Genomic DNA, 26785 nt, shown 5'->3' on the forward strand with positions numbered 1-26785 from the left:
CAGGTCCCCGTAGGGTGAAGACAAACCTTGTCAACGAGCAACGAAAGGTCGCTTCAGCGTGAACCCCAGCACCGAACAGACGCCCGCGCGCGAGCAGGTGAGAGGGGAGCTCGACCTGTTGATCACCGAGTCGGTGAACGAGGCCTACCGCGATCTTGATACCTGGTCGACCACGGACCTGGTACGGGCCATGAACGCCGAGGACCAGCAGGTGCCGCAGGCGGTCGCGGCGGCGGAGGTCGAGATCGCCGCCGCCGTCGACGGGGTGGCTGAGCGAATCGCCAACGGTGGTCGGCTTCTCTACGTCGGCGCGGGCACCCCCGGACGGCTCGGCGTCCTCGATGCGAGCGAGATCCCGCCCACCTTCGGCGTCAGTCCTGATCTTGTCGTCGGGGTGATCGCCGGCGGTACGGTCGCGATCCAGCATGCCGTCGAGAACGCCGAGGACCGGGCCGACCAGGGTGCCGCTGATCTTGAGGCACTGGGAGTCGGGCCTAAGGATGCGGTGGTCGGGATCGCCGCCTCGGGTCGCACCCCCTACGTACTGGGAGCACTGCAGTACGCCCGCGAGGCGGGAGCCTTCACGGTCGCGGTCAGCAGCAATCCCGGGTCGACTGCGAGCAGTGTCGCCGAGGTGGGGATCGAGGTCGTGGTCGGCCCCGAGTTCATCACCGGCTCGACCCGGCTCAAGGCGGGGACGGCGCAGAAGCTGGTGCTCAACATGATCAGCACGCTGGCGATGATCCGGCTGGGCAAGACCTACGGCAATCTGATGGTCGACCTGCAGGCCACCAACGACAAGCTCCGCTCCCGGGCCCTGAGGACGGTGATGTTGGCCACCGGAGCCTCCGCCGAGGTCGCCCGCACGACACTGGACACCGTGCAGGGGTCGGTCAAGGAGGCCATTCTGGTGATCAAGACAGGCCTGGCGCCGGCGGAGGCGCGTGACCTTCTCGCCCGGCACGGTGGTCGGCTGCGGGCCGCCGAGCAGCACGCCCAGGCCTGACCGACTCCTCACCCGGGCAGCTCCGCCGGGCCGACCGTGTCCGCGCTCAGTTCGAGCCGGTACTCCTTGACCATCCGGCCTCTCCCCTCGGCTGGCCCGGACCCCTCGGCGACGATGACGAACCCGTTTCGGCGTAGCACCTCGAGCGAGCCGACGTTGTCCTGCGCGACCCGGGCGAAGACGGGGCGTTCGGTGATCTCCACCGCCAGGAACCGGGCCAGGGCCGTTGTGCCGATCCCCCGGCCCCAGTGCTCACGGCCGATCCAGTAGCTCACCTCGGGGTCACCATCCAGCTCGTACTTCAGCACATGGCCGACGGCCACCCCATCCACCTCGATGGTCCGGACCACGATCGACGGCTCCGCCAGGATCCGGGCCTGACGGGCGTCGAAGGCCACCCGGCTGGGCAGATCGGCCGGAGTGAACGCGGCCATCCAGACCGCTGCCGGATCCTGTTGATGGTCGAAGAACAGGTCAAGATCATCGGGCGACACCGGCCGCAGGGTCAGCTCCACCAGGCTCTAGCCCGAGGCCAGCGCGAGCAGGAAGATGTAGCCGATGAAGAGGGCGAACAGGATGCCCGCGCTCCACAGAATGGCGCGGAGCGTACCGTTCGACTGCTTCGGTGGCGGCATCGGCCGGGGCTGCGCGGGCAGCTGGTTCGGGGCAAGCTGGATGCGCTGCCCCGGGGCCGGGGCCGGAAAGCGTGGACCCTGGTTGGGACCCATCCGCTGCTGGGGAACGGCCTGCTGGTTGGGCTGCTGGGTTGGCCTCAGGTTGGGCTGCCCGGGAGCCGGGTAGCGGGGCTGGGCACCCTGGTTCGGCGGCGGATAACGCACCTGGTTGGCCGGCCCGGTCGGATAGCCCACCCCGCCGACCGTGGCAGGGCGTTGCTGCTGGCCGGGTGGGGAATACTGCTGGTTCGGGTACGACTGCTGACGGGTGCCGTTGTCCGCAGGACGTTGCTGCGCGGGCGCCGGCGGGGTGTTCTGCTGGCCCTGCTCGGCCGCGTTCCTGCCGCGCTGCACGATCGGTGCCATCTGCTGGGGGTAGCGCGCCAGCACGAGATCGACGTCCTTGACGATCTTGGCGGCAACGTCGTTGCGCTGCCGGAGCTCCCAGATGAATTGCAGGGCGGTGACCAGGTCGTCGTCGTCGTCGAGATGCTCCTTGAGATCGAGCAGCAGATGGGCCTGCTCGCTGTACGTGAGGGAGTCTTGGTCCAGCAGGTCACGGTATTGGTTCATGTACGACAACGGGGTGACCGGCGGCTGCGGCAGCGGGTCGGGCAGCGGCGGCGCCTTCGGTTGTCGGGCGACCGCACCCAGCAGGTCGATCACCGAGTCGGTGGAACGGACCCGGAAGTCGACGATCTGCGCGTTCGACACCTCGGGCCGGGCCGCCTGGATGGGGGCATCAGCCACCATCACCGGCAGCAGCGGGCGGCGCAGGGCGATCGCGTAGTCGAGCTCGGCCTTGCAGGCCCGGGAGCGCAGCGAGTGCGGGCTCAGAGCGAAGATGAAGACGTCACACTGCCGGATCTGGCCGAGAATGGTCTCCCACCAGGTCTCGCCGCCGGTCAGCTCGTCATCGAGCCAGACGACGTTGTGGGCCTTGTGCAGGTCGCGGCGCAGCTGATCCACGACGACGCGGTCGTCCCGCGCATAACTGACGAAGATCGGCATCAGGCCCCCACCACTGGACGTACACCGGGAGGAGCCCTCCCGGCTTGTTCGGATACATCCACCATGATGATGTCACAGGGTGTCGCCGTCCGCGGGCCGAAGAATGTTGCGGATCGGTCAAGACGCTGTTCTCGTTGCGTGGCGGTGCTCGCCTACCCTGGGGCTCATGCCTGGTCGACTGCTGCCGTCTGCGATGAAGCTCACCCTCTGCGCCGTGCTGGGGCTCGGGTCCGCAGGCGCAGCCGCGCTGGTGGGATCCGTCGCCTACATCCGCTCCGCCGCGGCGGGCCACCTCTATGACGAGTCCGACGTACCGGCGGCGCCGGTGGCCCTCGTGCTCGGCGCCAAGGTCCATCCCGACGGCAACCCATCGGCGTTCCTCGCGGCAAGACTCGATCTGGCCAGGCGACTCTACGACGCCGGCAAGGTCGAGGCCATCCTGGTGTCCGGGGACAACCTGGCACCCGAGTACAACGAGCCCGATGCGATGCGGCGCTACCTGATCGAGCGGGAAGTCCCGGCGGACAAGGTGGTGGCCGACTATGCCGGGTTCGACACGTACGACTCCTGCGCTCGGGCCAAGCGGATCTTCGGCGTCGATCGGGTCATTGTGGTCAGCCAGAGCTATCACGTGCCGCGGGCCGTCGGTACGGCGCGGCGACTCGGCCTGTCGGCCGTCGGGGTCGGTGACGAATCGGCACGCCGGTTCGCCAAGCCGTGGCGTAACGGGATGGTGCGCGACCAGGTCGCCTGTGTGAAGGCAGTGATCGATCTCGTCACCCGACGGGACCCCGTCCTCGGCCCCCGCGAGTACGGCATCGACGGCGCCCTGGACGCGCACTGACCCGGTCGCTCTTCGACAAGCTCAGAGCGCGTTGGGCGCACCCCACAACCGCGCCCTGACCCCGCAACCGCGCCCTGAGCCTGTCGAAGGGCCTCCCGCATCGGTGCCCCGAGCCTGTGTTCGCGCGGCGCCTAGGACCGGGCGGGTGTCAGGCGCTTCAGCAGCAGGTACAGCTCACAGCCGAGGCAGAACCCGATCACGGCATTCAGGAGCGCAGCCGCCAACGCCAGGCCGGTGGCCACGGCGCCGAGCAGGGTCAGACCGCTGAAGTAGCCCACCAGGCCGACCAGCGAGAAGACCAGTCCGACCCCCTGCGCGAACCGCGGGGGTCGTGCGTCCTCCGGGTGCTCCGGCGGTCCGAGTCGGGGCCGGATCAACTTGGCGAACACCAATCCGTACGGGGACCGGCCGGGTCCGAGCACGACCGCGAGGGCGAAGACGACCGCTTGGAGAGCCAACAGCCAGGGGCTTTGGAGGACCAGCACCACGGCCAGCACAACGGAGGTGACGGAGGCAGCGAAACGCTGCCCTCGCGGGTCGACGACGGGAACCGGGGAGCCGGAGGATGACATGAGCGAGATTATCCCTCGTGCAACTGACGGGATGTGATCGTGGCCGACGCGACGGCTCAGCCGACCGCTGCACCCAGTGCCGCCAGCAGTTCCGCGCGCTTCGGAACGCCCTGCGCCCGGTTCACGACCACGCCGGCCCGATTGAGGATCAGCACCGTCGGGGTACGCACGATGCGGAGTCGCCGCACCAGGTCCAGGTGCGCCTCGGCGTCCAGTTCGATGTGGGCGATGCCCGCCAGGTCGGCGGTGGCAGCGGACACCAGCACCCGCGTGGTCCGGCACGGAGCGCAGAAGGCACTCGAGAACTGCAGCACCGTGGCGCGCTCCCCCAGCTGCTCGCCGACCTCACCCTCCACGATGATCTCGCGATCCGGCTCGACCAGGCCGAGCTCATCCTGGGCGGCGGCCGGCGGAGCCAGACCAGGATCGACCGCGGCTGTGGGAGGGGTTGTGGGGGTACGTCCAGTCGCGAACACGCCATCGGTCGACCTCCGGTACAGCGAGAACACGCCGACGAACGTCACTACCACCGCGAGAACCACCACACCGACCAACACCCCATCAGCGTAGGAGCGTCCGACCGCCGGATCCTGCGCGTCTGACATGTGGACGGCTCAACCTCCTTGCCAACTGACCACGCTGCGCTACGCTGTAATTATGTAATCACTGGATTACCGTAAGCAGAAAGGGATGCTGATGAACAGGCATTCAGAATCGGAAGAGCCCGGCGGCCGCGGTCGAGGACGGGGCTTCGGCCACGGAGAAGGTCGGCGGCATCGTGGCTTCGGCCGCCCAGGCGGCTGGCAGAACGTCGACGTTCCGCCGGCCGATGACGCGGCAGCCTGGTTCGAGGGAAGGTTGCCCGCGGACTGGTTCCGCGAGGTCAACGTCACCGTCGATCGGGAGGAGATCACCGTCATCGGGACCCTCGCCGACGAAACGCCCAGCGACCGCGCTGCGGCCGAAGGACGGATCAGCAGGTTCCGGGCCGACACCCGGGCCGAGCGGATGGAGATCGCCGACGAGGCTGAGGCGCGCTACGGCCGCAAGGTCTCCTGGGGCGCGGAGCATGGCGACGTCCATGCCCTCTTCACCCACATCTCGGTGCCGGTGATGACCCGGCTGAAGCAGCCCGAGCGGCAGGTGCTCGACACTCTCGTCGACGCCGGCGTCGCCCGGTCCCGCTCCGAGGCGCTCGCCTGGGCGGTCAAGCTGGTCGGCGAGCACGCCGAGTCCTGGCTGGCCGACCTGCGCAACGCCATGTCCGAGGTCGACAAGCTCCGGGCCGAAGGGCCCGAGGTGTAGTCAGCTCGCTTCTGGGCACACTCCAACCTCCTCAGGGCTTGGCGGTGAGAGGCGGGAGCGGCCCTTCGACAGGCTCAGGGCACGGGTGCAGGCTCAGGGCGCGGCGACAGGCTCAGGGGCCGTCCAACGCGCTCTGAGCTTGTCGAAGAGCGGTGGTTTGGCCCTTCGACAAGCTCAGGGCACGGGTGCAGGCTCAGGGCACGAGCACAGGGCCCGAAGGGTCAGCGAGCCCGGTGCTCCCGGTAGTAGCCGATCAGGGAGCGGGTGGAGGAATCCTGGTTGGCCAGCGCGTCGGCGTCGCCCTCGACAGCGGGGGTCAGCTCGGTGGCCAGCTGCTTGCCGAGCTCGACCCCCCACTGGTCGAAGCTGTCGATCCCCCACACCACACCCTGCACAAAGGTGATGTGCTCATACAGCGCGATCAGCTGGCCCAGCACCGAGGGGGTCAGCGCCGGAGCCATGATCGAGGTGGTCGGTCGGTTGCCGCTGAAGACGCGGGCCGGGACGATCTCGTCCGCGGTCCCTTCAGCCTTGACCTCGTCCGCGGTCTTGCCGAACGCCAGCGCCTTGGTCTGCGCGAAGAAGTTGGCCAGGAAGAGCTCGTGCACGTCCTTGTCGCCATCGACCAGTGCGTGGGTCGGGGTGGCTACGGCGATGAAGTCGGCCGGGATCAGCCGGGTGCCCTGGTGGATCAGCTGATAGAAGGCATGCTGGCCGTTGGTGCCGGGCTCTCCCCAGAACACCTCGCCGGTATCGGTCGTGACCGGGGTTCCGTCGTAGCGGACACCCTTGCCGTTGGACTCCATCGTGAGCTGCTGCAGGTAGGCGGGGAACCGGTGCAGATACTGCGCGTACGGCAGTACGGCATGGGTGGCCGCTCCGAAGAAGTTGTTGTACCAGACGTTCAGCAGCCCCATCAGTACCGGGACATTCTCATTGGGGTCGGCGGTGCGGAAGTGCTCGTCCATGGCGTGGAACCCGGCCAGGAACTCGGCGAACCGCTCGGGTCCGATGGCGACCGCCAGCGAAGTGCCGATGGCCGAGTCGACCGAGTAGCGTCCACCCACCCAGTCCCAGAAGCCGAAGGCGTTCGCCGGGTCGATGCCGAAGTCGGCGACCTTCTCCAGAGCAGTGGAGACGGCAACGAAATGCTTCGCGACGGCGTTCTTCGCCTCCGCCTCGTCGTCGCCGATCACTCCGCGGGACCGAAGTTGATCAAGGAGCCAGCTCCGGGCCAGCCGGGCGTTGGTCAGCGTCTCCAGGGTTCCGAAGGTCTTGGACGCGACGATGAACAGCGTCGTCTCCGGATCGAGGTCCCTGGTCGTCTCAGCGACATCGGTCGGGTCGATGTTGGAGACGAACCGGGCCGACAGACCCTGTTGTCGATAGGGAAGCAGCGCCTCGTACGCCATCACCGGCCCCAGGTCCGAGCCGCCGATGCCGATGTTCACCACGGTCTCGATCCGACGACCGCTGACCCCGGTCCACTCTCCGCTGCGCACCCGATCGGCGAAGGCGTAGACCTTGGCGAGCTCCTTGTGCACCTGGGCTACGACATCGACACCATCGACGACCATCTCGACGTCGGCCGGGGCACGCAGCGCCGTATGCAGCACGGCGCGGTCCTCGGTGATGTTGATGTGTTCACCCGAGAACATCGCCTCGGTCCGCTCCGCCAGCCCGACCTGCTCGGCCAGTTGCAGCAGCGCGGCGAGCACCTCGTCGGTGAGCAGGTTCTTGGACAGGTCGACGAACAGGTCCGCCGCCTGGAAGGAGAGCCGCTCGGCCCGATCCGGCTCGGCAGTGAACCACTGCCGGAGATCCGGCCGCAGACCCCTGTGGAGGTCCGTCAGCGCCGCCCAGGCGGCGGTGGTCGTGGGGTCCACCGGAGTCGTCATCGCAACCTCATCATGTCGAGTGTCAGTTGTCGGCAGCCTACTGAGGGGCCGTCAGCCACCTCAACCGTGCCGGGGCGACGTCCAGTAGGTTGCCGCTATGGATCCTCGGCTCGCCCGCGCCCGCGCCGAACCCGACCCGCACGAGGGCGCGGAGTCGCCCTCGCGGATCGACCTGGAGCGGATCAGGTTCGCACCGTCGTTCTCGCGGCTGGCCGAGGTCACGCAGGTGATCACCGCCGGGGCCACCGGCAGCGTGGTGCACAACCGGCTGACGCACAGCATCAAGGTCACGGCGGTAGCCCGTCGGATCGCGGTCGGGCTGTTGGCCACTCAACCACCGGAGCTGATCCGCAGCCTCGGAGGGCTCGACCATGTCGTCGTACAGGCCGCTGCCGTGTCGCACGATCTCGGCCATCCACCGTTCGGGCACCAGGGCGAGCGGGTGCTCGACCGGTTGGCCAGGGAGCAGTTCGGCCTGCCTGACGGGTTCGAGGGCAACGCCCAGACGTTCCGTATCCTGACCGAGCTGGAGGTGCACGGGCCGGGTGACGAGGGGCTCAACCTGACGGCCGCGACCCGGGCCGCCGTGCTCAAGTACCCGTGGGGCCGGTCCCAGTCGCCTGACCCGCATCCCGCCAGCTGGCCGCAGCCACCGCGCGGCGCGGGACTCGGCCCCGACGGACCCGGTGCCGCCAAGTTCTCGGCGTACGACCTGGACCTGGCCGAGATGCAGACGGTGCTACAGGCCTTCCCCGACCTGCCGCCCGGTCGGCAGACGTTGGAGTGTTCGGTGATGGACCTGGCCGACGACATCGCCTACTCGCTGCACGACGTCGAGGACTTCCATCGCTCCGGGGTGCTGCAGTTCTCTCCGGTCTCCGGCGAGTTCCGGTCCTGGGACGCCGACCGGCGCCGCTTCGGCTCGCTCTCCGACGGCGACCTGCTCAGCCACGGCCGGATGCCCGGTGCCGGGCTGGAGCGGCTACGCCGTCGGCTGCGGGCCAAGGACGGCTGGATCTTCGACGAGGAGGCCTTCGGCGACGCGGTGCTGCTGGTCGGGGACGAGTTCGTCGACGGTGTGCTGGCCGAGCCGTACGACGGGTCGATGGCGGCCGACCGGGCCATCTCCGGCTTCACCTCGCGCTGGATCCACCACCTGATCTCCTCGGTCGTCCTGACAGCACAGCCGCACGTGCGGTCGAGCTTCGTCGAGCTGACCCGTGAGGCCTGGCACCAGGTGTCGGTGCTGAAGTTCGTCCACCAGTACTTCATCCTCGACCGGCCCGACCTGGCGATGTTCCAGCGCGGCCAGGCCGAGACGCTGACCCGACTGGTGACCGGCTTCGACCAGTGGCTGTCGGATCGCATCGACGCCGGGAGAGCCCCTCGCCGGCTGCTCGACCTGGTGAACTGCGCCGACCTGGGTTACCGGCGGGTGACCGAGCAGACGCCTGAGCTGCTCGCCGGCCGCGCCTCCGAGACCGAGCTGGCCCGGATGGGCCGGGGCCGAGGCATCATCGACTTCGTCAGCGCGCTGACCGACGCCCAGGCGGTGGCCTTCGCCGGTCGGCTGGCCGGCACCAGCGATCTGCTCTGGTCTTCCGGCAGCCTGTGATCGGCCGGTCGCCGACCGAGGTCTGGCCGCAAGGCACCGGATCCACAGGTTGATCCCGCAGGCTTGAATGGTGGAACTGATCCTGGAGATCTGGCGGAGAGCCACCGCTGTCCAGCCGACGCCGCAGCCGGAGGTGGTGGGCCTGCTGGCAGTGCTCGGCCTGGTCCTGGTGCTCGTTCCCGCCTGCTGGTCGTGGACGCGGCTGATCGTCACGATCAGCCACGAGGGTGGTCATGCGCTGGCCGCGGTCCTCACCGGCCGCCGGCTGCGGGCCATCCGGCTGCACTCGGACACGTCGGGTCTGACCATCTCCAGCGGACGGCCACGTGGGCCTGGGATGGTCGTCATGCTCGCTGCCGGCTACCTCGGACCGGCACTGCTCGGCCTCGGCGCTGCACTGCTGCTCGTCGCCGGCCGGAGCCTCGGACTGCTCTGGCTGCTGGTCGTCCTGCTGGCCCTGATGCTGCTGCAGGTCCGCAACTTCTATGGCTTCGTCGCCCTGCTGGTGGTCGGGCTGGCGATGGTCGGGGTGAGCTGGTATCTCACCGCGACGGTCCAGTCACTGATCGCCTATCTGATCACCTGGGTGCTGCTGCTGGCGGCCCCCAAGCCCCTGATCGAACTGGCCGCCCAGCGACGGCGGAGACCCCATGGCCGCTCCGACCCGGACCAGCTCGCCGAGCTGACCCAGCTGCCGGCGACGGTGTGGATCCTCGGCTTCCTGCTGGCCAACCTGTCCGGCCTGGTGGTCGGGACCTGCTGGCTGCTACCCGGTGTCGCGGAGCTGGTGGCCGGTTTCGCGGCCCGCCTCGGCCTCTGAGCCTGCCAGCAGGCACGCTCCGCTGCGGCTCGTGACAGGAATCGACCAGTCACCGCGGCACTCGGGGACCTCACCGCGGCCAGCGACCACCCGTCAGCCGACGAGTGGTCGTTTCCTTGCACTGCGCGTGACTGTCCGGTGTCCAGCGGGAGCGTCAGCCGCGGAATCCGTAGTCCCGTCGCTGGGCGACGAGGATCAGCTCATCACGCATGGCCGGTGTGGCGGCGTTGGCGATCGCGCGATTCAGCTCGCGGCGGCTGCGGCTGGACTCACGGTGGCTGCGGAAGGCCTTCCCGAGGCGTGACATGATGAACCATCCCTTTACGATCTCGTAGAGTTTGCAATCGAATCTTTCGAATTCGAACTAATTATAGAACGCCAGCGACCCTCCGGATCATTCCGGGAGCGTGATCCTCAGCACGTGACGCTCGCCACCGCGGCGGCGGCCCGGCCAGGCACTGCCTCCCCGGCGGGGACATCCGGAGCCGGATCTCCGCCTTCACGCCGCCCCAGACCCCGAGATCGTGCCTGCGGTGGGCGTCCCTCAGACCGCTGGGCCTGAGACGGCCTGATCCTGCAGCGGCACCGGCAGGCTGCCGGCCGGTGGACGCTCCGGATCGGTGAGGGCGATGGCCAGACCGAGTGCCTGGGTCTGGTTGAAACCGTACGTCAGCCAGGCGCTGTGCCTGCCGTCTGCGAGTGCCGCGTCGTAGGGCGTACCGACCGCGACGAGCAGTGCGTCGGGCAGCTCGGCCAGCAGCTCGGCCACCGGCGGGTTCTGCTCCGGGTTCTTCCACGCGTCGTTGCAGACCACCAGGACAGCATCGAAGCCGGGCGCCCTTGAGGCCAGCTCCTGCGGGTCGCTCCAGCGGTCCGCTCCGGCGACGGTGACCCACAGACCGCGGTCCATCAGCCCCAGTCGCAGATCCTCCACCAGTGCCGGGTCGGCGACCAGCAACACATTCGTGCCGACCGGCAGCGTCCGGACGGTGCCGATCACCGTGACCGCCCGACGGGCCAGGTCCACCGCCGCCGGCTGCTGCCGGCCGACCACCACTCCACGGGCGGCCTGCTGCGGTGGCGTCAGCAGGCCGAGCGACTCCTTCAGCCGCAGCACCCGCAGACAGGCCTGGTCGAGGCGGGCGATCGGCAGCCGCCCGTCGGCCGCCGCCCGGCGGAGGGCAGCCACCGCACCGGCGGTGCTGCGCGGCATCAGCAGCTGGTCGATCCCGGCCAGCAGCGCGTCCACCACGGCCTCGTCCGGGTCGCGGCCGGCAACCGCACCCTCCATCTCAAGGGCGTCGGAGACCACCAGGCCCTCGAAGCCCAGTTCGTCGCGCAGGATCGTCGTCATGATGGGGTACGCGTAGGTTGCGGGCTCCGGACCGGCGAACCGCAGCACGAGATGGCCCCCCATCACCGTGTCGACCCCGGCTCGAAGGGCCGCCTGGAACGGCGGCAGATCGACGGCGCGCCAGTCCCGCTCCGAGCGTTCCAGCACCGGTACGCCAAGGTGCGAGTCGGTGGCCGTGTCGCCGTGACCGGGGAAGTGCTTGACCGTCGAGGCCACTCCACCCTCGCGGTACCCGGCGATCATCTCGACCACGAACTCGGCCGTCCGTTCCGGGTCGGCGCCGAACGAGCGGGTCCCGATCACCGGGTTCGCCGGGTTGGAGTTCACGTCGGCGTCGGGGGCGAAAACGTGGTTGATGCCGACAGCCCGCATCTCCTCGGCGCTCGTCCGCGCCACCTGCCGGGCCACGGCGGGGTCACCGATGGCGGCGAGCGCCATCGCGGACGGGAACAGGCTGAAGCCTCGGCGGAGCCGGGCGACCCGGCCGCCCTCCTGGTCGGTCGACACCAGCAGCGGGATCGGTGCGGCCTGCTGCAGTCGGGCAGTGATCTCGGCGACCTCGCCGGGCAGCTGTCCGTCAGGTCGGGAGGGGAAGTAGCAGACGCCTCCGAGATGGAACTCGGCGATCTCCTCCGCGGTGCGGAGCACGCCCGCCGTAATGGCGCCAGCGGCCGCCAGGTCTGACGAGGCGCCGGCGGCGTTGACCTGGTCCACGGCATGGTGCCCGACGGACGTGGCAATGATCTGACCGATCTTCTCCTCGGTCGAGAGTGAGGCCAGGATCCGGTGCGCCGAGGAGTTGTTCACCTAGCGCAGGGTACTGGGCTCTGCTGCGGGCCCCGGTGGTGGTTCGCCTAGAGTCGTAGCGTGCCTCACCGGAACGTGTCCTCCCAGCCCGTCAGCTCTCCGCCCGCGGCTGCTCAGGGTGCGTCCGGACGGGACTGGCCCGACGCTCGACTGCGCTCAGCACTGGAGTCGCTGCTGTTGGAGGGAATCACCTCCCAACCGCATCCGGTCTTCCCGGGTGCGGTGCTCGGCCTCGTCAGCGACCATGGCAGCTGGACCACCAGCGTCGGTCAGGCCCGTCGCTACGCGGATGCGACCGGTCGGCTGCTGCCGGATTCGGAACAGGTCGCGATGCGCGTCGACACCGTCGTCGATCTCGCCTCACTGACGAAGCTGTTCACGGCAACCGTGATCCTGCACCTGGCCGAGGATGGCCGGTTGTCGCTGGACGACCCCGTCGGCGACTTCCTGGTTGAGTACCGCGCCCCGGTCCGTGACCGCGTCACCGTCCGCCAGCTGCTCACCCATACCTCCGGGCTGCCGGCGGAGATCTTCATCTGGCGAGATGTCCGCGAGGCCGCGGCGAGACCCGCCGCCGTCCTCGGCTGCCCGCTGGAGGCCGAGCCGGGCACCCGGTTCCGCTACTCCTGCACCGGCTACATCACGCTCGGACTGCTCGCCCAGCGCCTCACCGGCGAGAGCCTCGACCAGCTCGTGCAGCGGATCGTGTGTAGGCCCCTGGGCCTGCCCGACACCAGCTACCGTCCGCTCGACCGGCTGGGCAGACACGACATCGACCGGGTCGCCGCAACCGAGTGCCGAGGTGCCGACGACACCCGTGGCATTGTGCACGACGAGAACGCCGCGTCCCTCAACGGCGTCTCGGGCAATGCCGGCCTGTTCGGCACCGTGGCCGACCTGCTGAGGTTCGGTCGCTTCTTCCTGGACGGCCCGGCCTCCATCACCGACGGCACCAGTCCGCTGTCCGCGGCGACGATGGCGGAGATGCTGACGCCGCAGCTCCCTGCCAGCATCGACAACGACTACCAGTCGGGGCTGAGCTGGCGGATCGATGACCGCGGTTTCATGGGCGACCTTGCCGGCCGTGGCCGCACCTTCGGGCACACCGGCTTCACCGGCACCTCACTGCTGGTCGACCCCGACCGTCGCCTGGTCGCTGTGCTGCTGACCAACCGCGTCCACCCCAGTCGGGACTGGTCGGACATGAACGCGTTCCGGCGCCGGGTCGCGACCGTGCTCGCCGAGCTCCCACTCGGCTCAAGAGGCGTCTCCACCGGTAGCGGCGCTACCAGACGTCCTGGCCGCGACGGCGCGGGTCGGTGAGCACCAGCCCGGCAGACTCCAGCGCAGCCTCGACCCGGAGACGTTCGATGTCGCGGTCGAACCCGGCCGTCGTCTCGCGCAGGTCATGCTGGACGCCCAGCATGTCGCAGGCCTGGATCAGCAGCCCGTCATAGGCCAGTCGAGCACCGATCTGATGCGTGGCCGACCTGGTCTCGTCATGGCTCAGGTCGGCGCGGAGCCGGCGCAGGTCCGCCGCGAGTCGTTCGATCGGCACCCCGTGCTGGTTGCGCAGCGCGCGGACGTTGCGCCAGTGCTCGATGGTCTGGTCCCAACGGCCCACCAGCAGGTCGAAGACGAACACCGCCAGAATGGGCACGCAGATCATGATGGCGATGGCCAATGCGCCAAGCACCACCTCGTAGGGATCCACGACCATAGACAAAACACTAGGTCGCGCCTGGGTAGGGCACAAGGGGTCGAAAGCACCGCCCGGAGCGGGTCGAGCGACCTACCCGGAGGTCAGGAGCTGCCGGCGTTTCCGTACACGGAAACATGCACGTGGTCGTAATGGTTGGCGGTGGCCGAGCCGCGGTCCGGCATCGATCGCCACCCCTCGCCGGCGCGCTGGACGGTCCAGATCTGCTGCGCATAGATCACCTGGCTGACGCCCAGCCGACGGGCGTTCGCCCGGACATAGTTGGCGATCCGCCAGCCGGTGCCGGAATCGGAGATCATCGCGTCAACCGCCCGGCCCGAGGGATGCTCCGGCAGTGAGTCGGGCCGCACGCCACCGTACGCCTTCACCTGCGGGAAGTTGGCGCAGATCGTCCGGTGCACCCGGACCGCGTCCGGAGTCAGCCCGTTCTCGACCGCCGAACCGGACGGGCAGGCAGCGTCTGAGATGCCGCCCGAGGTCCGGGTCGACTTCTGCCCCGCCTTCGGCCCCGTCCGCCCCGCCTTCGGCCCCGCCTTCGGCGCGGTCTTGGACAGGTACCGGCCGGTCACCCAGCGGGCCTCACCCTGGTAGCGGACCTGGGTCCACCTGCCGTCGGTGACGCCGGTGATCGCCAGCCGGCTGCCTGGCCTGACCACGGTGACCGACCCGGCCCGCTCGGCCGCCTGGGTGCGGATCTTGAGGCTCACCGTTGCGAACCGGGTGCCGATGGCCTTGGGAGCCGCCGAGGAGGTGGCCCGGGAGGGTCGCTTCTTGGCCGGCGTGCGGGCAGTCGCCGGCTTCTTGACGCTCTGGCTGCTCGCCGACGGCGACAGCGCGGGACGCTGACTCGACCGGTCCGTCCGTTCGGTGGGGCGCTGCACCGCACCGTCCGCCGGGGATCTGGTCGGCTGGCTGGACGACTGGGTCGGCGGCGGCTCGGCGCTGACGACGTTCGAGTCCGGCCAGGCCGCCACAGCGACACCGGTGACCACCATGGCGAGGGCTGCGCCGGGGGCCGCCACGCGCGCAATCCGCGCAGCCAACCCCGTTGGTGCAGCCGACCCTGTGCGTGCAGGCAACCCAATCCGTGCAGCGAGGGAGCGCCGCGCCGCCCTACGGGGGCGTGGTCGTGCCACCGGGAACCACCATCCTCAAGGATCGAGATCATTTCGTTATCGACCCGTGGGAGTCTAGGCAAGGCGGCACCGGAGTGCCCACCCGCCGCAGCGCTCTGTGGGCCATCTCACATAGGTTGGAGGGCACCTAGGAGGTAGCCAGATGACGGATTACGACGCGATCGTGGTGGGGGCCGGGCAGGCTGGACCAGGAGTCGCCGGCGACATCGCCGGGCGCGGTGAACGGGTCGCGGTAGTCGAGATGGAGCAGGTCGGTGGCACCTGCCTCAACCATGGCTGTCGTCCGACCAAGGCGCTCCGGGCCAGCGGAGTCGCCGCCCACCGGGCCCGTCGGGCAGCGGAGTACGGCATCGGGACCGGTGAGGTGACGGTGGACTTCACCGCGGTGATGGAGCGGATGCACCGGATGATCGACGCCATGCGCCAGGGGCTCGTGGACTGGTTGGAGGGCGAGCAGAACATCGACCTCTACCGCGGCACAGCCAGGCTCCAGACCGCCGCTGACGGTCTGCACACGGTGACGGTCGACGGCCAAGTGCTCACGTCGCGTCGGGTCTTCCTCGACCTCGGCGCCCGGGCCACCCGGCCACCGATTCCCGGGCTGGAGTCGGTGGCGGCGATGACCGAGGTGGAGCTGCTCCAGCTGACCGAGCTGCCCCGGCACCTGGTCGTCATCGGCGGCGGCTACATCGGCCTGGAGTTCGGCCAGATGTTCCACCGGTTCGGGTCCGAGGTGACCATCGTGGCCGGTGAGCGGGTGGCGGCCAGGGAGGACCCTGAGGTGTCCACGCTGATCGAACAGCTGCTCACCGACGAGGGCGTCCGGGTGGTGGCCGGTCAGGCCGACCAGGTCGCTGCGCAGGGCGATCAGATCGTCGTCACCCTCCGGGACGGCTCGGCGGTGACCGGCAGCCACCTGCTGGTGTCCACCGGTCGGCGGTCGAACGCCGACCTGATCGGTGACGCGGGGCTGGCCCTGGACGACCACGGCTTCATCGCCATCGACTCGCGGTTCCAGACCTCGGTGCCCGGAGTCTGGGCGCTGGGCGATGTCAACGGCCACGGCGCCTTCACCCACACCGCCTATCAGGACAGCCAGATCCTGCTGGACGAGTCACGTACGGTCGACGGCCGGATCACCGCCTACGCCATGTTCACCGACCCGCCGCTCGGCCGGGTCGGGATGACCGAGACGCAGGCCCGCCGGTCGGGGCGCAGGGTGCTGAAGGCGGAGGTGCCGATGTCGCGGGTCAGCCGGGCCGTCCTGGACAGCGAGACCACCGGGTTGATGAGGATCCTGGTCGACGCCGACACCGAGGAGATCCTCGGCGCCACCTTCTTCGGCCTGCACGGTGATGACCTGGCTCAGCTGGTCGGGCTGGCCATCCAGACCGGCGTGCGCTATCCGGCGGTACGCGATGCGCTGCCGATCCATCCGACAGTGGCCGAGTTCATCCCGTCGATGCTCCGCTCCCTGCACCCGTTGGCCTGATCACCGCACCGCCCAACCACGAGCTGCCCGTCACCGCACGATGGGGGCGTCCAGGGCCGGGGCCCGTGGACTGCGCCGGTAGGCGGACACGTGTCGGTCGCCGTCGATCCAGAACCGCCAGGGCCGGTCGGCCTCCAGCGCGACTCCGACTCTCGGCCCACTGGCGATCCGGTCCGGGGGGTGCTCGGGCGGCGTCAACCTCAGCGGCCCACCGTCGAGCAGATAGGTGCCCTTGAGCGCGCCGGTGATCGCCAGCGCCTGACCGAGCCGGCCGGGCCCACGGGCCAGGTCGCGATCGGTCGAACTGCCCCGGCGGGCGCGGGCAACCTCGATCCCGTCGACGACCCGGCCGGCGCGGAGCAGCACGCCGGATGCCGTCCCGTCGGGCCCGCAGACCACGTTGGCGTTCCAGTGCATCCCGTAGGAGAAATAGCAGTAGAGGTGCCCCGGGGGCCCGAACATGACCAAGTTGCGCGGGGTCCGGCCGCGGGCCGCGTGCGAGGCGGGGTCGGCGAGGCCGCCGTACGCTTCCACCTCGACCAGGCGGACCGCAACCGGCCCGTGCCGCAGGGTGGCACCGAGCAGCGACCGGGCCACCAGGTCGACTCTGCCGGACAGATCCCATGCCATGGCTCGATTCTGCCTGCGCGCCCCGAGCCAGTCCGAAGAGGGCCTGGCTCAGCCCTGCTGCAGGGCCTCCTCCCGCCGGTCGAGCACGGCGACAGTGCCAGCCGACCCGTCCACCCGGATCCGGTCACCGGTCCTGATCCGCATGGTCGCGTTCCCGCAGCCGACCACCGCCGGGATGCCGAGCTCGCGGGCGACGATGGCGGCATGCGAGAGCGGAGCGCCGATGTCGGTGACCACCGCGGCGACCCGCGGAAACAGCGGCGTCCAGCCGACATTGGTGATGTTGGTGACCAGGACCTCGCCCGGCCGAAGAGCCGCCCCCTCGGTGAAGTCGGCCAGCACCCGGGCCGTACCGACCACCACCCCCTCGGAGCCTGGGCTGCCCGAGATCGTCTCGCTCGTGGCTATCCCACCACCCTCGACGAAGAGGTCGCTGCGACGTTCAGGGTCGGCGGCCCAACTGAACGGGTCGAAGCGACCGCTGATCAGCGACGGCAGCGGCGGCAGCTCGGCATAGCGGCGGTAGGCATCCCGCCGCTGCCCGATCAGGGCCAGATCCGGTTCGGTGCCGTCCAGCACCGCGGCCACCTCGTCGAGATCGAGGAAGAAGACGTCGTCGCCGAGACCGGTCAGCTTCCCCGCCCGCAGCAGGTAGTCCCGCAGCACCCAGAACAACCGCACCACCTCGGTCCGCGCCGCCTCCCGTTCCCTGGCGATTCGCGACCATACGGTGAGCTTCCTCTGCAGCCGAGCCGCTTTGTGCGGATGCGTACGCTGCAGCCGGGCCCAGGCCTCGTCGCGGGCCCGCTCCTGTCGTGCGAGCAGCTCGCGTGCGGTTCGGTCACCCGGCCGGCGATGTCGCAACTGCTCGTCGACCCAGTCGGGCTGCTCCCCCGGACGCGGCATCGACACCTCGAGCTCATGCGGTCCGCGGTGACCGTAGGTGCGGTTGAAGGTATCCCGGTCGATCTCGCCGTTGGCGAGCTTCTCCAGCCCCATCAGCAGGCCCAGGCTGGCCAGTTCGCCGGTCTCCTTGCCCATGCCCGCGGTGATCGCATTGGCGTCCGCCTCGCCGACCAGGGTGCGCAGCGCCTGCCGGGTGAGTACGAAGGAGGTCCCGGAGCTCTTGGTCGACGCGGACAGCATCCGGCCGCCCTCGTGGAAGGCCGGGTCAAGAGTCTCCCGCCAGAGCCGGACCAGATCGGTGGCGGTCTCGGTGGTCGCGATCTCGGCCCGTAGCCGGTCGCAGAGTGCTGGATGGGCGTCGATGTAGGCCCCCAGCCGCCGCAGATCCCTTCTGGCGTTCAGCACCACCCGGAGGCCGATCGGCACGATCGTGCGGACCAGCTCGACCCGGTTCAGCCGGACCTTGGGGATGGCCAGACCGTCCGGCAGCGGCCCGAAGACCTCCTGGGTCATCCGGCGGAACCTCCGCTCGCTGATCCCGAGCGCGGCACTCAGCGACATCATCATGCTGAGGTTCAGATACAGCCGCCCGCCGACCTGGCCGAACCCCTTGTACTTCTCGTTCGCCGAGGTCGTCATCGCCTCGGCCAGGAACTCCTGCACCAGGTGCCAGGTGGCCGGCGTCATCACATCCGGGATCGCCTCGCCAACGTTGGTGTTGGTCCACAGGCAGTTGACCTCGCGACTGTCGTTCCAGGGATCGCGCTCGGCGCCGGTGGTGATCGGCCGCGCCTGCAACAGGGTGAACTCGCCGCCTGCCAGAGCCCACTCGACGTCCATCGGGCGGCCGTAGAGCGCGGCCAGGCGCCGCCCCAACACCGCCAGCCCCTCCGCCTGCGGATCGGTCAACGTGGCCTCGGTACGCCGCCGCACGGGTACCGGCCGCTCCTCGGTCCCGCTCGAGGTAGGGACGGTCATGATCAGCTTCTCGCTCACCGTCTTGGCTGTCAACCGGCCGGTGCCGGCATCGACCAGATAGCTGTCGGGCGTCACCTGACCACCGACCACGGCCTCACCGAGCCCGAAGGCGGCATTGATGTGCAGCCGGCTCGGATCACCCGACACCGGGTCGGCGGTGAACATGATGCCGGCCACCTCGGCCGCGACCAGGCGCTGGACGACGACCGCGATGCTGACCTCTCCGGTCGGGATGCGCGCTCGAGCGCGGTACCGCATTGCTCGCGCGGTCCACAGGGAGGCCCAACACTGCTTCACCGCCGACAGCAACGCGTCGACACCCTCGACGTTGAGGAAGGTGTCCTGCTGGCCGGCGAACGACAGGCCCGGCAAATCCTCGGCGGTGGCGGACGAGCGCACCGCGACCGCGCCCGCGCCCATCAGGTCATAGGCCTCGGTGACGCCCGCCCGCAACGCCTCCGGCGGTTCATGCTCGACGAACAAGGCGCGGATGGCGGCCGACGCCTCCTCGGGCTCGCCCTGAGCGGCCCTGGCCGCCTGCGCCTCGATCTGCGGCTGCAGGTCGTGCCCTTCGACGAAATCCCGGTACGCCCAGGTGGTGAGGTGGAAGCCGCCCGGGACCGGCAAGCCGGCACCGATCATCCTGGCCAGCGACTCCCCCTTGCCGCCCACCTCGCCGAGCCCGGCACCCGGGTCGCCCAGGTCGCGGACCCAGGCGTGCGCCACCGCTCCTGACGTCATCGCCCGCCCCCTGTCATCGCCCGCCCCCTGTCATCGCCCGCCCCCTGTCATCGCCCATCCCCTGACGTCGCCCGTCCCCTGACATCGCCAGACGTGGTTGCTGGGTCGCCCGCGCCGGCGAGCAGCTCCTGCCGGAGCGTGCCATCGGCGAGCAGGCCGTCAGTGAAGAGGTCCATCGCCACCGCCTCGAGCCGCTCGCCCATCCTGAGGTCGAACACGGAGCTGCCACCCAGCCAGCCGGCGGCGACGTCTCCGACCATGAGCATCGAGACGTTCCACGCGGTCAGCAGCGCGGCTCGGGCCCGCGGATCGGAACAGGGGCGGACCCGTCCCTGTTCCTCGGCGAGCCGGAGGTTCTCCACGTTGTCCGAAGCCATCCGGTCGAACACGCGGGCAGCCGCCGTCCCGCCGCGGATCAGGGTGCGGCGCAGGTAGCGGCTCATCGGCACCACCTCCGGATGCTCCTCGACGAACCGCGCCACGGTCGGCACCGCGCCCGTACCGAGCAGCGCGCTGCGGCGACTCTCCGCCAGGAAGTCGAGGACGTAGGCGTCGCAGGCCTGCTGCAGCGCCTCCTTGCTGCCGTAGTGGTGGAGGACCAGGGCCGCCGACACCTGGGCCACTCCGGCGATCTGACGTACGGAGGTGCTCTCGTATCCCTGCTCGCCGAAGAGGCTCAGCGCGGCCTGTCTGATCCGTACCACCGCGGACGGCCCAGCAGAGGGACTCTCCGCACCCGCAACTGAACGCATGTTCAGCAGTATTGAACGGTCGTTCAGTCCGCGTCAAGGGCGGACTCGTCACTCATGATGGCGATCTGGGAAGCCCGGTCACCCGCAGGGTGAGGTTGATTCGACCCGACCTGAGCCCGCAGCGCGGGTCGGCCGACCCGGGGAAGATGCGCGGAACGCCATGGTAGGCGAACCGGGACGGACCACCGAAGACGAAGGCGTCGCCCGAGACCAGCTCAACATCGGTGTAGGGGCCGGTGCGCGTCTCGGTGTTCCCGAACCTGAACCTGCAGGTGTCACCGACGCTGAACGACACCACCGGTGCGTCGGATCTCTCGTCCCTGTCCTGGTGCATCCCCATAGTCGCCGCGTCGTCGTAGAAGTTCACCAGCGCAACGTCCGGGCGGTACGCCTCGGCCGCCCCGGGGTCCTCGTAGGCCTTGGCCAGCGCCTGGCGCCCCAGATCCCCCAGCCACTCGGGGAGCTCCAGCACCCGCGCAGCATTCACGTCGGCCGCCTCCCGGGTGTAGCGGTAGGGCTGCCAGTGCCAACCCAGGCACACCATCCGGACGGACATCTGGCGACCGCCCGGCAGCCGCGCCGCCCGGATCGGCACCGGACCGCTGGACCAGTCCTCAAACTGGCGCACCAGGAACTGCTGCTGGGCCAGGCTGAGCCAGCCGGGAAGGTGAACAGCACCGGGGGCGACCAGTCGCCGACCCGAGCCCGCGTCCTGGTCGCGGAACAAGGCCTCCATCATCCGTCCTCCCCCGGCGCCGCCGCCGAGGAGCCGGCGTCGGTCGGATCGGTCGGGCTATCTGTGAGATCGACCTGGTGCGCTCAGACGGTCACCCAGCGCTTCTCGGCGGCTGACGTCAGCATCGCGTCGCAGATGGCTGCCGCCCGGGCGCCGTCGGCGAACGTGGGCAGACCGTCCGGCACCTCGCCGCGGATGGCGGAGTAGGAGTCGGCCACGTAGTTCTCGAAGCACTGGGCATAACCCTGAGCGTGCCCTGCGGGAAGGCTGGACAACCGGCGCTGTTCCGCGGAGCCCTGGGTGGGGTCGCGGACCAGCAGCTGGGTGGCTTCTTCGGCGCCGATCCAGAGCTGCTCGGCCAGCTCCTGGTCGAAGACCGCGCTCTGCTTGGCGCCGTCGACCTCGACCCACAGCCGGTTCTTGCGGCCAGCGCTGAGCTGGGAGATGACGGTGGAGCCGGCGATGTCGTTCGCGGTCCGGAACAGCACCAGAGCGCTGTCCTCGGTGGTCACATCCACCAGGGGCGAGTCGTTGACGGCGCCGCTGAAGCTCGCCACCGACTTGCTCGGCCGCTGCGGGATGGAGATCGAGGTGGTCGACACCAGCTCGGCGATCCGGTCACCGGTCACCCACTCGATCAGGTCACACCAGTGCGAGCCGATGTCGCCGAAGGCGCGCGAGGGACCGCCCTGTGTCGGGTCCACCCGCCAGCTGGTGGCCTGCGGGTTGAGCAGCCAGTCCTGCAGATAGCTGCCGTGGATCAGGTTCACCGCACCGAAGTCGCCACTCTGCACCCGGGCCCGCATCTCCCGCACCATCGGGTGGAACCGATAGGCGAACGGCATCGTGTTGACCACGCCGGTCCGTTCAGCCACCGCGGCGGCCTGCTCGGCATCAGCGAGGCTGATCCCGAGCGGCTTCTCGCAGAGCACGTGCTTGCCCGCCTCCATCAGCTGGATGGCGTAGGGCACGTGGGATGAGTTGGGAGTGCAGATGTGCACCGCGTCGAGGTCCGACGAGGCCACCTCGTCGATGCTCGCGTAGGCCTTCTCCACGTCCCACTTGGCCGCCACCTCCTTCGACCGATCGGGGCTGGACGCCATCACGCCCACCACCTCCGCGCCGCCGAGCACGGCGGCCCGCCGATGCACCTCGCCGATCATGCCGGCGCCGAGAACTGCCACCCGAAGCTTCTGTGGACCCATGGTGTGCACCTTAGTGTTCACCTCCGGTGCGAGGGAACGGCCCCGTCCACCCTGCGGATACCTGGCAGCACCGTCGGCCGCGGAACGGCCGGACGTCAGGCGAGCTGCCCTGAACTCAGCGGGCACAGCCGGTATCTGGGAGCCGGCTGCGTGCTCCTTCCTGCAGGACCGAGTGCCCAGGCGTGGGGAGGACTGCTGTGGACCAACTGCGACGCCCCTTCCTGATCGGCAGCCTGGTCGCCATCGGTCTGGTGCTGCTGATCTGCCTCGGCTCGAACCTCTTCACCGGGCCGCCGCCGTTCGGTGAGCGGGTGAGCTCGGCCATGAACGACCCGTTCGTCCGAGCCCAGTTGGCGGAGCGCGGGATCGACCCGTTCGACGCCCAGCAGCAGCTGTCCCAGACCCGGGCCGAGGATCCGCCCGGGTTGGCCATCCCCGACCTGGCGCTGGTCAACGGGCTGCTGCTGTTGATCCTGGTGCTGACAGCGCTGCCGCTGCTGATCGGGGACCGCGCCACCGGGACGGTGCAGGGCATCGTCAGCATCGTCGGGGGCCTGCTGGGGCTGCTCGGCGGAATCGTGCTGGCCATTGTGGCCTTCGTGGCACTGATGTTGATGGTCTCGCTGTTCCTGGCCGCCCCCTTCGGCACCCTGGCCTACCTGGCCATCTTCGGCTCGTTCGACACCGGCGGCTCGGCGCTGATCCTCGGGGTGGTGATCGTTCTCCAGGTGCTCGGGGCGATCCTGCTGGTGATCGCGCAGCAACGGTTCCTGCTGAGCAAGGGCCTGGTGCTGCTGTTCCTGACGGCGCTGCTGCTGACCCTGCTCACCTCCATCCTGCACAGCATCGTGCCCGGGATCCTGGTCTCGATCACCGACGCCATCGGCGCCCTGATCATCTCCATCGTCGGTGCCATCTGGTCGCTGGTGATCTTGATCGGCGGCATCGTCGGCGCCCTGCGCCTCCTCCAGCTCGGTCGTCAGGGCGGCGGGTCGGCGCTGGCGCGACAAACGCCCGGCTAGACCACCCTGATCTGACACGGGGCGCTGAACGGCAGGCAGCCGATCACGAGCACCGAGCCGGTGTCGTACAGCGAGAACTTCAGCGGGTCATCGCATCCCATCGGTTTCTTGCCCAGCTGCTGGGCGGGATAGTCCCGGCCCTTGATCGTCAGTGCCGACAGCTGGCCCTGCACCAGACAGAGCGTGATCCGGTTGGCCTTGCTCGGCATCCTCACCTGGCAGACCGACGACTGCTCCACCGCGAAGCCGCCGAGGGCGGCGTTGAAGCAACTGGCCCCGGCGACGTCGGCCGGCTTGACATCCGTGTGCGGAGCGAACGAGTCCACGAAGCCGGCCAGGCCACGGTCCTGCGAGCTGCCCCGGTTGCCTCCCACCCGGCCGGCAACCAGGGTTCCGACCACGATGACCATGATCACGACCAGCACCACCAGGGCCACCTTCTTCATGGCTGACCTCCCGCTGCCGGCACCGCGGGCATCAGCACGGTCGCCGACGTGTCCTCGTCCTCGGCGCCGGGCGCCGGCGCGGGCGCCTCGTCGGCCTGCACCACCTCCGCGGTCAGATGCGCCGGCTTCTCCTGCTCGACGATGGCGCCGACCAGGCCGACCAGGTCCGCGGCCCCTGCCGGCACCGTCACCTTGATGTGGAACGGACGCGGGTGGCCGTCGGCTCCCGGGACGGCCTCGTCGATCAGGAACCCCTCGACCCCGGTCGCCAGGGTGAGGACGTCCAGCAGCCCTCGCCGGGTGCCCCGCCTGCGGCCGAGCACAGCCGACATTGCCACCAGCAGCCGCATCCTGGCCGGTTCGATCCCGCCACCGTCCGCCTCCGCCAGCCGTTCCAGGTCGACCCAGCGGGACAGCATCGAGACGAAGCGTTCGGGTGTGCGCAGCGGGTCGAGTACGGCCGGCAGGTCAGCGAGGACTGCCTCCGACGGTTCGTGCAGCCCCTCCATCACCGCGAGCATGGCCGCCATCGGTGAACCGGGAACGCAGGTCCGCCGGATCACCTCGGGCAGCAGCAGCTCGATCTCAGCCGCGCGCATCGTCGTACCTGACCGTCAGCTCGTGCGCTCCCGGTGCGAACAGCCAGGTGCGCGGCAGCGAGATCCGCTCCGAGAAGACCTGCTGAGAGGCGTGCTCCCAGCGGGTCGCGTTCCTGGACGAATAGACCCCGCCGACGCAGCCGGCCAGCAGCAGATCGTCCGAAGCGGACACCGCGAGCACCGGCTCGAACCGGCCCACCTCGCGTAGCGGCAGGCCGCAGTCGACCGCGGAGGCCCGCCACGGCACGGCGTCCCGGCCGGTGTCGCTGACCGTCACCCCCGACTTGGCGCTGGCCGCGAAGATCCGGTCACCGATCGTGGTCAGGTCCCGGCAGATGCCGCCGACCCACTGGCTCCCGACGGCCCGCCACCCTTCGGGTGAGATCTGGTACGGCAGCAGCTCGATCCGGCTGACCCCGGCTCCGGCCTCGTCGCCGATCGCGAACGCCCCGGTCAGTAGGAAGCGCCGTCCAGGGGTGCGCTGCAGCCGGAGCAGCCGGATGTCGACCCCCTTCATCCCCAGCGGCTGGTAGGTGCCCGCCTTGCCGCTCTGGAACGACAGGTACACCCCACCGAGCTCCTGTGCGGCTGCGGCCACCTGCAGGTCGGCTCCCGGGTAGGAGACGATCTCCACGTCATAGAACGGTTTGGCCGGGGTGGCGGCCTCCACCAGGATCGACTCCGGCACGGCTCCGGGCACGAGGTCGAGCCGGAACAGCCCGTTGTCGGTGGCGAAGAACGCCACCGCCGTCGTCCCGGTGGTCCCGGCACAGAAGTTCTCGACGTGGAAGGAGAACTCGGCCACGCTCTCCCAGGTCTCGCCGTAGTCGCGGGACAGGTGGATCCGGCTGGTCTCGGTCTTGCCGACCCGGGTCGCCACCAGGATCAGCCCTGGGCTGCCCTCAGCCGTGGCGAGCCGTTCGACCTGTTCGTCGACCCAGCTGGACACCAGCTCCCACCCGTCCGCGTCGTCGAGCGAGCGGAAGACCCTGGTGCCGCTGCCGCAGAACCAGGTGTGGGCCTGGTGCGGGTCGCGGACAAGCGCCGAGACGTCGCCCGGCACCTCGTCGACCACCAGCCGGACCGAGTCGACGTAGCGGACTCCACGTTCGCCGAGCAGCACGTCATAGACGGTCGAGGCGCGCAGCGCCTCACCGAACGGCCAGCCCTGCCCCCCGTCGATCGGCAGCGGGCTGAGGGTCCGGCGCAGCCGCTCCAGCAACCGGGCCGACACCGCCTCCCGGTCTTCGGCTCGGTGCACCACCACCGTGACCTCGAGGTGGAAGGATTTCAGGCCCGTCCAGCCCACCACGGATCGAGTGGCCAGCGGTTGGGCATCGGCCAGCGCCTCGCGGACCCGGTCCAGCGCCAGCGGGGACTGTCGTTCGATGAGCTGCGCCGCCGTCACCGTCGGCGCCTCGTCGTCGCTCACACTGGGCAGCAGCAGGACCTGCACCTCCCCCGGCGGAGCACCCGTCCAGAGCGAGGCGCGGGTGAGCGCGAGGGCACGGCTGACCCCGCCGCTGGAGTTGACCGCCAGCCGCTCGTAGTCGCGGGCGGTGACCACCCGCTCGAGCGAGTTCAGCTGGTGCGGGCCGCGTAGCAGCGCATTGTCGAGCTGCTCCACGTCCCGGCCGCCGGTGGCTGCGGCGACGTTGGTGACCTCGACGCCCGGGATCGGGTCCTTGAGTACGGACAGTGCTCCGGCCGGCACATTGCCTGCCAGACCCCCGCCGCTGCGGTACCAGCTGCAGATCTTGCGGCCCGCTCCCGGTACGTCGGCCAGCGGCGCGGCCTCCGGGCCACGGACGTGCCGGACCGACGGTGCGAAGGTGATCGTCCCGGCGGTGCGGTCAGCGACGAAGACGTGCTGGTCCTCATGATCGACTCCGAAGTGTGGCACCTGCCGCCAGAGTCGATAGCTGATCCCGTCCTGACGGATCGCCGGCACCCGCTGGTCCAGCTCACCCTGGTGCACCTCGACCCCGATCAGCAGGTCGGCCCCGTCGCCCGAGTCGAGGACGATCGGCGGATGGGCGACGGTGAAGCTCTGCCCGCCCAGTCCGGTGCCGGTGCCCAACATCTCGGCATGGTTGAGGTCGCAGTTGAGCGCGGTCGCGGTGGTGGTGGTCTCGCCCGCGTCGATCACGGCCTCAACGATGGTGGTGAACACGGGACCGGATCGGGCGGTGGTGACGCGCGTCCCCCTGGGGATGACGAGTCGTCGATCGCCCGGTTTGCGCAACGAGAACGTCAGCTCCACCGAAGCAGCGGCCGGGGGCGTCAGGGTCACCCCGACCAGGTTCAGGAACTGGACGAACGCCTTGTCCGGGATCCGGTTCAGCCGGTAGAGCATCGAGTCGGTGAGGTAGGCGAAGAGCTCCAGCAGGGTGACGCCCGGGTCCCCCGGCGACAGGTCGGTCCAGTCGGGACAGCGGGCCGGAATCATCGCCTTGGCTTCGGCCAGCAGCTGGGCGAAGTCACGGTCGTCCAGGTTGGGTACCGGTAGCGGCATG

At 69.7% G+C, this 26785-nt stretch carries 25 protein-coding genes; 8 read left to right on the top strand and 17 right to left on the bottom strand.

From position 1 onward, the window contains the following. Positions 1-58 precede the first annotated feature (58 nt). Positions 59-1006: an N-acetylmuramic acid 6-phosphate etherase gene (murQ, locus tag JOE57_RS07870; protein WP_420827670.1), complete on the top strand. Its 948-nt coding sequence runs from the start codon at positions 59-61 to the stop codon at positions 1004-1006. Positions 1007-1014: 8 nt separating this feature from the next. Here murQ and JOE57_RS07875 read toward each other — a convergent pair whose 3' ends face one another. Then, positions 1015-1521 (bottom strand): GNAT family N-acetyltransferase, encoded by a 507-nt coding sequence (locus tag JOE57_RS07875; RefSeq protein WP_204917172.1) that lies wholly within the window; start codon positions 1519-1521, stop codon positions 1015-1017. Positions 1522-1527: 6 nt separating this feature from the next. After that, positions 1528-2691, bottom strand: a complete 1164-nt coding sequence (locus JOE57_RS07880; protein WP_204917173.1) for a toll/interleukin-1 receptor domain-containing protein — start codon at positions 2689-2691, stop codon at positions 1528-1530. A gap of 166 nt (positions 2692-2857) precedes the next feature. Here JOE57_RS07880 and JOE57_RS07885 point away from each other — a divergent pair, with 166 nt between their 5' ends. Continuing rightward, positions 2858-3535 carry a SanA/YdcF family protein gene (locus tag JOE57_RS07885; protein WP_204917174.1) on the top strand — a complete coding sequence of 226 codons (678 nt, stop codon included), beginning with the start codon at positions 2858-2860 and terminating at the stop codon, positions 3533-3535. Between the two features lie 131 nt (positions 3536-3666). Here JOE57_RS07885 and JOE57_RS07890 read toward each other — a convergent pair whose 3' ends face one another. Both JOE57_RS07890 and JOE57_RS07895 read right to left on the bottom strand, forming a co-directional pair. After that, positions 3667-4107 carry a DUF4395 domain-containing protein gene (locus tag JOE57_RS07890; RefSeq protein ID WP_204917175.1) on the bottom strand — a complete coding sequence of 147 codons (441 nt, stop codon included), beginning with the start codon at positions 4105-4107 and terminating at the stop codon, positions 3667-3669. A 56-nt stretch (positions 4108-4163) separates the two neighbouring features. Continuing rightward, positions 4164-4712 carry a thioredoxin domain-containing protein gene (locus tag JOE57_RS07895; RefSeq protein WP_204917176.1) on the bottom strand — a complete coding sequence of 183 codons (549 nt, stop codon included), beginning with the start codon at positions 4710-4712 and terminating at the stop codon, positions 4164-4166. A 91-nt stretch (positions 4713-4803) separates the two neighbouring features. On the opposite strand from JOE57_RS07895, the gene JOE57_RS07900 reads away from it, so the two are divergent. Next, the gene (locus tag JOE57_RS07900; protein WP_275588324.1) at positions 4804-5412 is read left to right on the top strand and encodes a hypothetical protein; all 609 of its coding nucleotides are present in this window, start codon (positions 4804-4806) and stop codon (positions 5410-5412) included. Between the two features lie 221 nt (positions 5413-5633). On the opposite strand, the gene pgi is transcribed toward JOE57_RS07900, so the two are convergent. Then, positions 5634-7310, bottom strand: a complete 1677-nt coding sequence (gene pgi, locus JOE57_RS07905; protein ID WP_204917177.1) for a glucose-6-phosphate isomerase — start codon at positions 7308-7310, stop codon at positions 5634-5636. A gap of 97 nt (positions 7311-7407) precedes the next feature. Here pgi and JOE57_RS07910 point away from each other — a divergent pair, with 97 nt between their 5' ends. Together JOE57_RS07910 and JOE57_RS07915 are read left to right on the top strand one after the other, a co-directional pair. After that, on the top strand, positions 7408-8925 hold the full coding sequence (locus JOE57_RS07910; protein WP_204917178.1) for a deoxyguanosinetriphosphate triphosphohydrolase family protein: 1518 nt from the start codon (positions 7408-7410) through the stop codon (positions 8923-8925). Positions 8926-8992: 67 nt separating this feature from the next. Further along, positions 8993-9745: a M50 family metallopeptidase gene (locus JOE57_RS07915; RefSeq protein ID WP_204917179.1), complete on the top strand. Its 753-nt coding sequence runs from the start codon at positions 8993-8995 to the stop codon at positions 9743-9745. Positions 9746-9899: 154 nt separating this feature from the next. Here the strand turns inward: JOE57_RS07915 and JOE57_RS07920 are convergent, their stop codons facing one another. Both JOE57_RS07920 and JOE57_RS07925 read right to left on the bottom strand, forming a co-directional pair. Beyond that, positions 9900-10052, bottom strand: a complete 153-nt coding sequence (locus tag JOE57_RS07920) for a hypothetical protein (protein WP_204917180.1) — start codon at positions 10050-10052, stop codon at positions 9900-9902. 237 nt (positions 10053-10289) lie between these two features. Continuing rightward, a complete protein-coding gene (locus tag JOE57_RS07925; RefSeq protein ID WP_204917181.1) occupies positions 10290-11906 on the bottom strand; it encodes a glycoside hydrolase family 3 N-terminal domain-containing protein in 1617 nt (538 codons plus the stop codon). Positions 11907-11966: 60 nt separating this feature from the next. On the opposite strand from JOE57_RS07925, the gene JOE57_RS07930 reads away from it, so the two are divergent. Then, on the top strand, positions 11967-13229 hold the full coding sequence (locus JOE57_RS07930) for a serine hydrolase (protein ID WP_204917182.1): 1263 nt from the start codon (positions 11967-11969) through the stop codon (positions 13227-13229). On the opposite strand, the gene JOE57_RS07935 is transcribed toward JOE57_RS07930, so the two are convergent. Next, on the bottom strand, positions 13192-13626 hold the full coding sequence (locus tag JOE57_RS07935) for a hypothetical protein (RefSeq protein ID WP_204917183.1): 435 nt from the start codon (positions 13624-13626) through the stop codon (positions 13192-13194). The genes JOE57_RS07930 and JOE57_RS07935 overlap by 38 nt on opposite strands. A gap of 83 nt (positions 13627-13709) precedes the next feature. Then, positions 13710-14648: an SH3 domain-containing protein gene (locus JOE57_RS07940; protein WP_204917184.1), complete on the bottom strand. Its 939-nt coding sequence runs from the start codon at positions 14646-14648 to the stop codon at positions 13710-13712. Between the two features lie 256 nt (positions 14649-14904). Here JOE57_RS07940 and JOE57_RS07945 point away from each other — a divergent pair, with 256 nt between their 5' ends. Beyond that, positions 14905-16254, top strand: a complete 1350-nt coding sequence (locus JOE57_RS07945) for a mercuric reductase (RefSeq protein ID WP_204917185.1) — start codon at positions 14905-14907, stop codon at positions 16252-16254. Between the two features lie 30 nt (positions 16255-16284). On the opposite strand, the gene JOE57_RS07950 is transcribed toward JOE57_RS07945, so the two are convergent. From JOE57_RS07950 to JOE57_RS07970, 5 genes are all read right to left on the bottom strand, one after another. After that, positions 16285-16884 carry a DNA-3-methyladenine glycosylase gene (locus JOE57_RS07950; protein ID WP_204917186.1) on the bottom strand — a complete coding sequence of 200 codons (600 nt, stop codon included), beginning with the start codon at positions 16882-16884 and terminating at the stop codon, positions 16285-16287. A 48-nt stretch (positions 16885-16932) separates the two neighbouring features. Further along, positions 16933-19509 (bottom strand): PEP/pyruvate-binding domain-containing protein, encoded by a 2577-nt coding sequence (locus JOE57_RS07955; protein WP_204917187.1) that lies wholly within the window; start codon positions 19507-19509, stop codon positions 16933-16935. A gap of 47 nt (positions 19510-19556) precedes the next feature. Then, positions 19557-20261 carry a TetR/AcrR family transcriptional regulator gene (locus tag JOE57_RS07960; protein WP_204917188.1) on the bottom strand — a complete coding sequence of 235 codons (705 nt, stop codon included), beginning with the start codon at positions 20259-20261 and terminating at the stop codon, positions 19557-19559. A gap of 52 nt (positions 20262-20313) precedes the next feature. Further along, the gene (locus JOE57_RS07965) at positions 20314-21000 is read right to left on the bottom strand and encodes an alpha-ketoglutarate-dependent dioxygenase AlkB family protein (protein ID WP_239578884.1); all 687 of its coding nucleotides are present in this window, start codon (positions 20998-21000) and stop codon (positions 20314-20316) included. An 80-nt stretch (positions 21001-21080) separates the two neighbouring features. Beyond that, positions 21081-22202: a Gfo/Idh/MocA family protein gene (locus tag JOE57_RS07970; RefSeq protein WP_239578885.1), complete on the bottom strand. Its 1122-nt coding sequence runs from the start codon at positions 22200-22202 to the stop codon at positions 21081-21083. A gap of 197 nt (positions 22203-22399) precedes the next feature. Here JOE57_RS07970 and JOE57_RS07975 point away from each other — a divergent pair, with 197 nt between their 5' ends. Next, complete coding sequence (locus JOE57_RS07975) at positions 22400-23224, top strand: hypothetical protein (protein WP_204917189.1); 825 nt, start codon at positions 22400-22402, stop codon at positions 23222-23224. Here the strand turns inward: JOE57_RS07975 and JOE57_RS07980 are convergent. From JOE57_RS07980 to JOE57_RS07990, 3 genes are read right to left on the bottom strand one after another with little or no spacing between them, the layout of a single operon-like run. Next, positions 23221-23670: a hypothetical protein gene (locus JOE57_RS07980; RefSeq protein ID WP_204917190.1), complete on the bottom strand. Its 450-nt coding sequence runs from the start codon at positions 23668-23670 to the stop codon at positions 23221-23223. The two genes, JOE57_RS07975 and JOE57_RS07980, sit on opposite strands and share 4 nt — an antisense overlap. Then, positions 23667-24269, bottom strand: coding sequence for a phage tail protein (locus tag JOE57_RS07985; RefSeq protein ID WP_204917191.1), 603 nt, complete (start codon positions 24267-24269; stop codon positions 23667-23669). The genes JOE57_RS07980 and JOE57_RS07985 overlap by 4 nt, the downstream gene beginning before the upstream one ends. After that, positions 24256-26784, bottom strand: coding sequence for a baseplate J/gp47 family protein (locus tag JOE57_RS07990; protein WP_204917192.1), 2529 nt, complete (start codon positions 26782-26784; stop codon positions 24256-24258). Before JOE57_RS07990 ends, JOE57_RS07985 begins: the two co-directional genes overlap by 14 nt. Between the last annotated feature and the right edge of the window lies 1 nt (position 26785).

The sequence above is a fragment of the Microlunatus panaciterrae genome (assembly GCF_016907535.1).
Taxonomy (GTDB): domain Bacteria; phylum Actinomycetota; class Actinomycetes; order Propionibacteriales; family Propionibacteriaceae; genus Microlunatus; species Microlunatus panaciterrae.

What these genes read in the sequence shown, in the direction of transcription:
- JOE57_RS07880 (WP_204917173.1), bottom strand. Translation starts at nt 2,691, where the DNA reads ATGCCGATCTTCGTCAGTTATGCGCGGGACGACCGCGTCGTCGTGGAT.
- JOE57_RS07885 (WP_204917174.1), top strand. Translation starts at nt 2,858, where the DNA reads ATGCCTGGTCGACTGCTGCCGTCTGCGATGAAGCTCACCCTCTGCGCC.
- JOE57_RS07890 (WP_204917175.1), bottom strand. Translation starts at nt 4,107, where the DNA reads ATGTCATCCTCCGGCTCCCCGGTTCCCGTCGTCGACCCGCGAGGGCAG.
- JOE57_RS07895 (WP_204917176.1), bottom strand. Translation starts at nt 4,712, where the DNA reads ATGTCAGACGCGCAGGATCCGGCGGTCGGACGCTCCTACGCTGATGGG.
- JOE57_RS07900 (WP_275588324.1), top strand. Translation starts at nt 4,804, where the DNA reads ATGAACAGGCATTCAGAATCGGAAGAGCCCGGCGGCCGCGGTCGAGGA.
- pgi (WP_204917177.1), bottom strand. Translation starts at nt 7,310, where the DNA reads ATGACGACTCCGGTGGACCCCACGACCACCGCCGCCTGGGCGGCGCTG.
- JOE57_RS07910 (WP_204917178.1), top strand. Translation starts at nt 7,408, where the DNA reads ATGGATCCTCGGCTCGCCCGCGCCCGCGCCGAACCCGACCCGCACGAG.
- JOE57_RS07915 (WP_204917179.1), top strand. Translation starts at nt 8,993, where the DNA reads ATGGTGGAACTGATCCTGGAGATCTGGCGGAGAGCCACCGCTGTCCAG.
- JOE57_RS07920 (WP_204917180.1), bottom strand. Translation starts at nt 10,052, where the DNA reads ATGTCACGCCTCGGGAAGGCCTTCCGCAGCCACCGTGAGTCCAGCCGC.
- JOE57_RS07935 (WP_204917183.1), bottom strand. Translation starts at nt 13,626, where the DNA reads ATGGTCGTGGATCCCTACGAGGTGGTGCTTGGCGCATTGGCCATCGCC.
- JOE57_RS07945 (WP_204917185.1), top strand. Translation starts at nt 14,905, where the DNA reads ATGACGGATTACGACGCGATCGTGGTGGGGGCCGGGCAGGCTGGACCA.
- JOE57_RS07950 (WP_204917186.1), bottom strand. Translation starts at nt 16,884, where the DNA reads ATGGCATGGGATCTGTCCGGCAGAGTCGACCTGGTGGCCCGGTCGCTG.
- JOE57_RS07955 (WP_204917187.1), bottom strand. Translation starts at nt 19,509, where the DNA reads ATGACGTCAGGAGCGGTGGCGCACGCCTGGGTCCGCGACCTGGGCGAC.
- JOE57_RS07960 (WP_204917188.1), bottom strand. Translation starts at nt 20,261, where the DNA reads ATGCGTTCAGTTGCGGGTGCGGAGAGTCCCTCTGCTGGGCCGTCCGCG.
- JOE57_RS07965 (WP_239578884.1), bottom strand. Translation starts at nt 21,000, where the DNA reads ATGATGGAGGCCTTGTTCCGCGACCAGGACGCGGGCTCGGGTCGGCGA.
- JOE57_RS07970 (WP_239578885.1), bottom strand. Translation starts at nt 22,202, where the DNA reads ATGGGTCCACAGAAGCTTCGGGTGGCAGTTCTCGGCGCCGGCATGATC.
- JOE57_RS07980 (WP_204917190.1), bottom strand. Translation starts at nt 23,670, where the DNA reads ATGAAGAAGGTGGCCCTGGTGGTGCTGGTCGTGATCATGGTCATCGTG.
- JOE57_RS07985 (WP_204917191.1), bottom strand. Translation starts at nt 24,269, where the DNA reads ATGCGCGCGGCTGAGATCGAGCTGCTGCTGCCCGAGGTGATCCGGCGG.
- JOE57_RS07990 (WP_204917192.1), bottom strand. Translation starts at nt 26,784, where the DNA reads ATGCCGCTACCGGTACCCAACCTGGACGACCGTGACTTCGCCCAGCTG.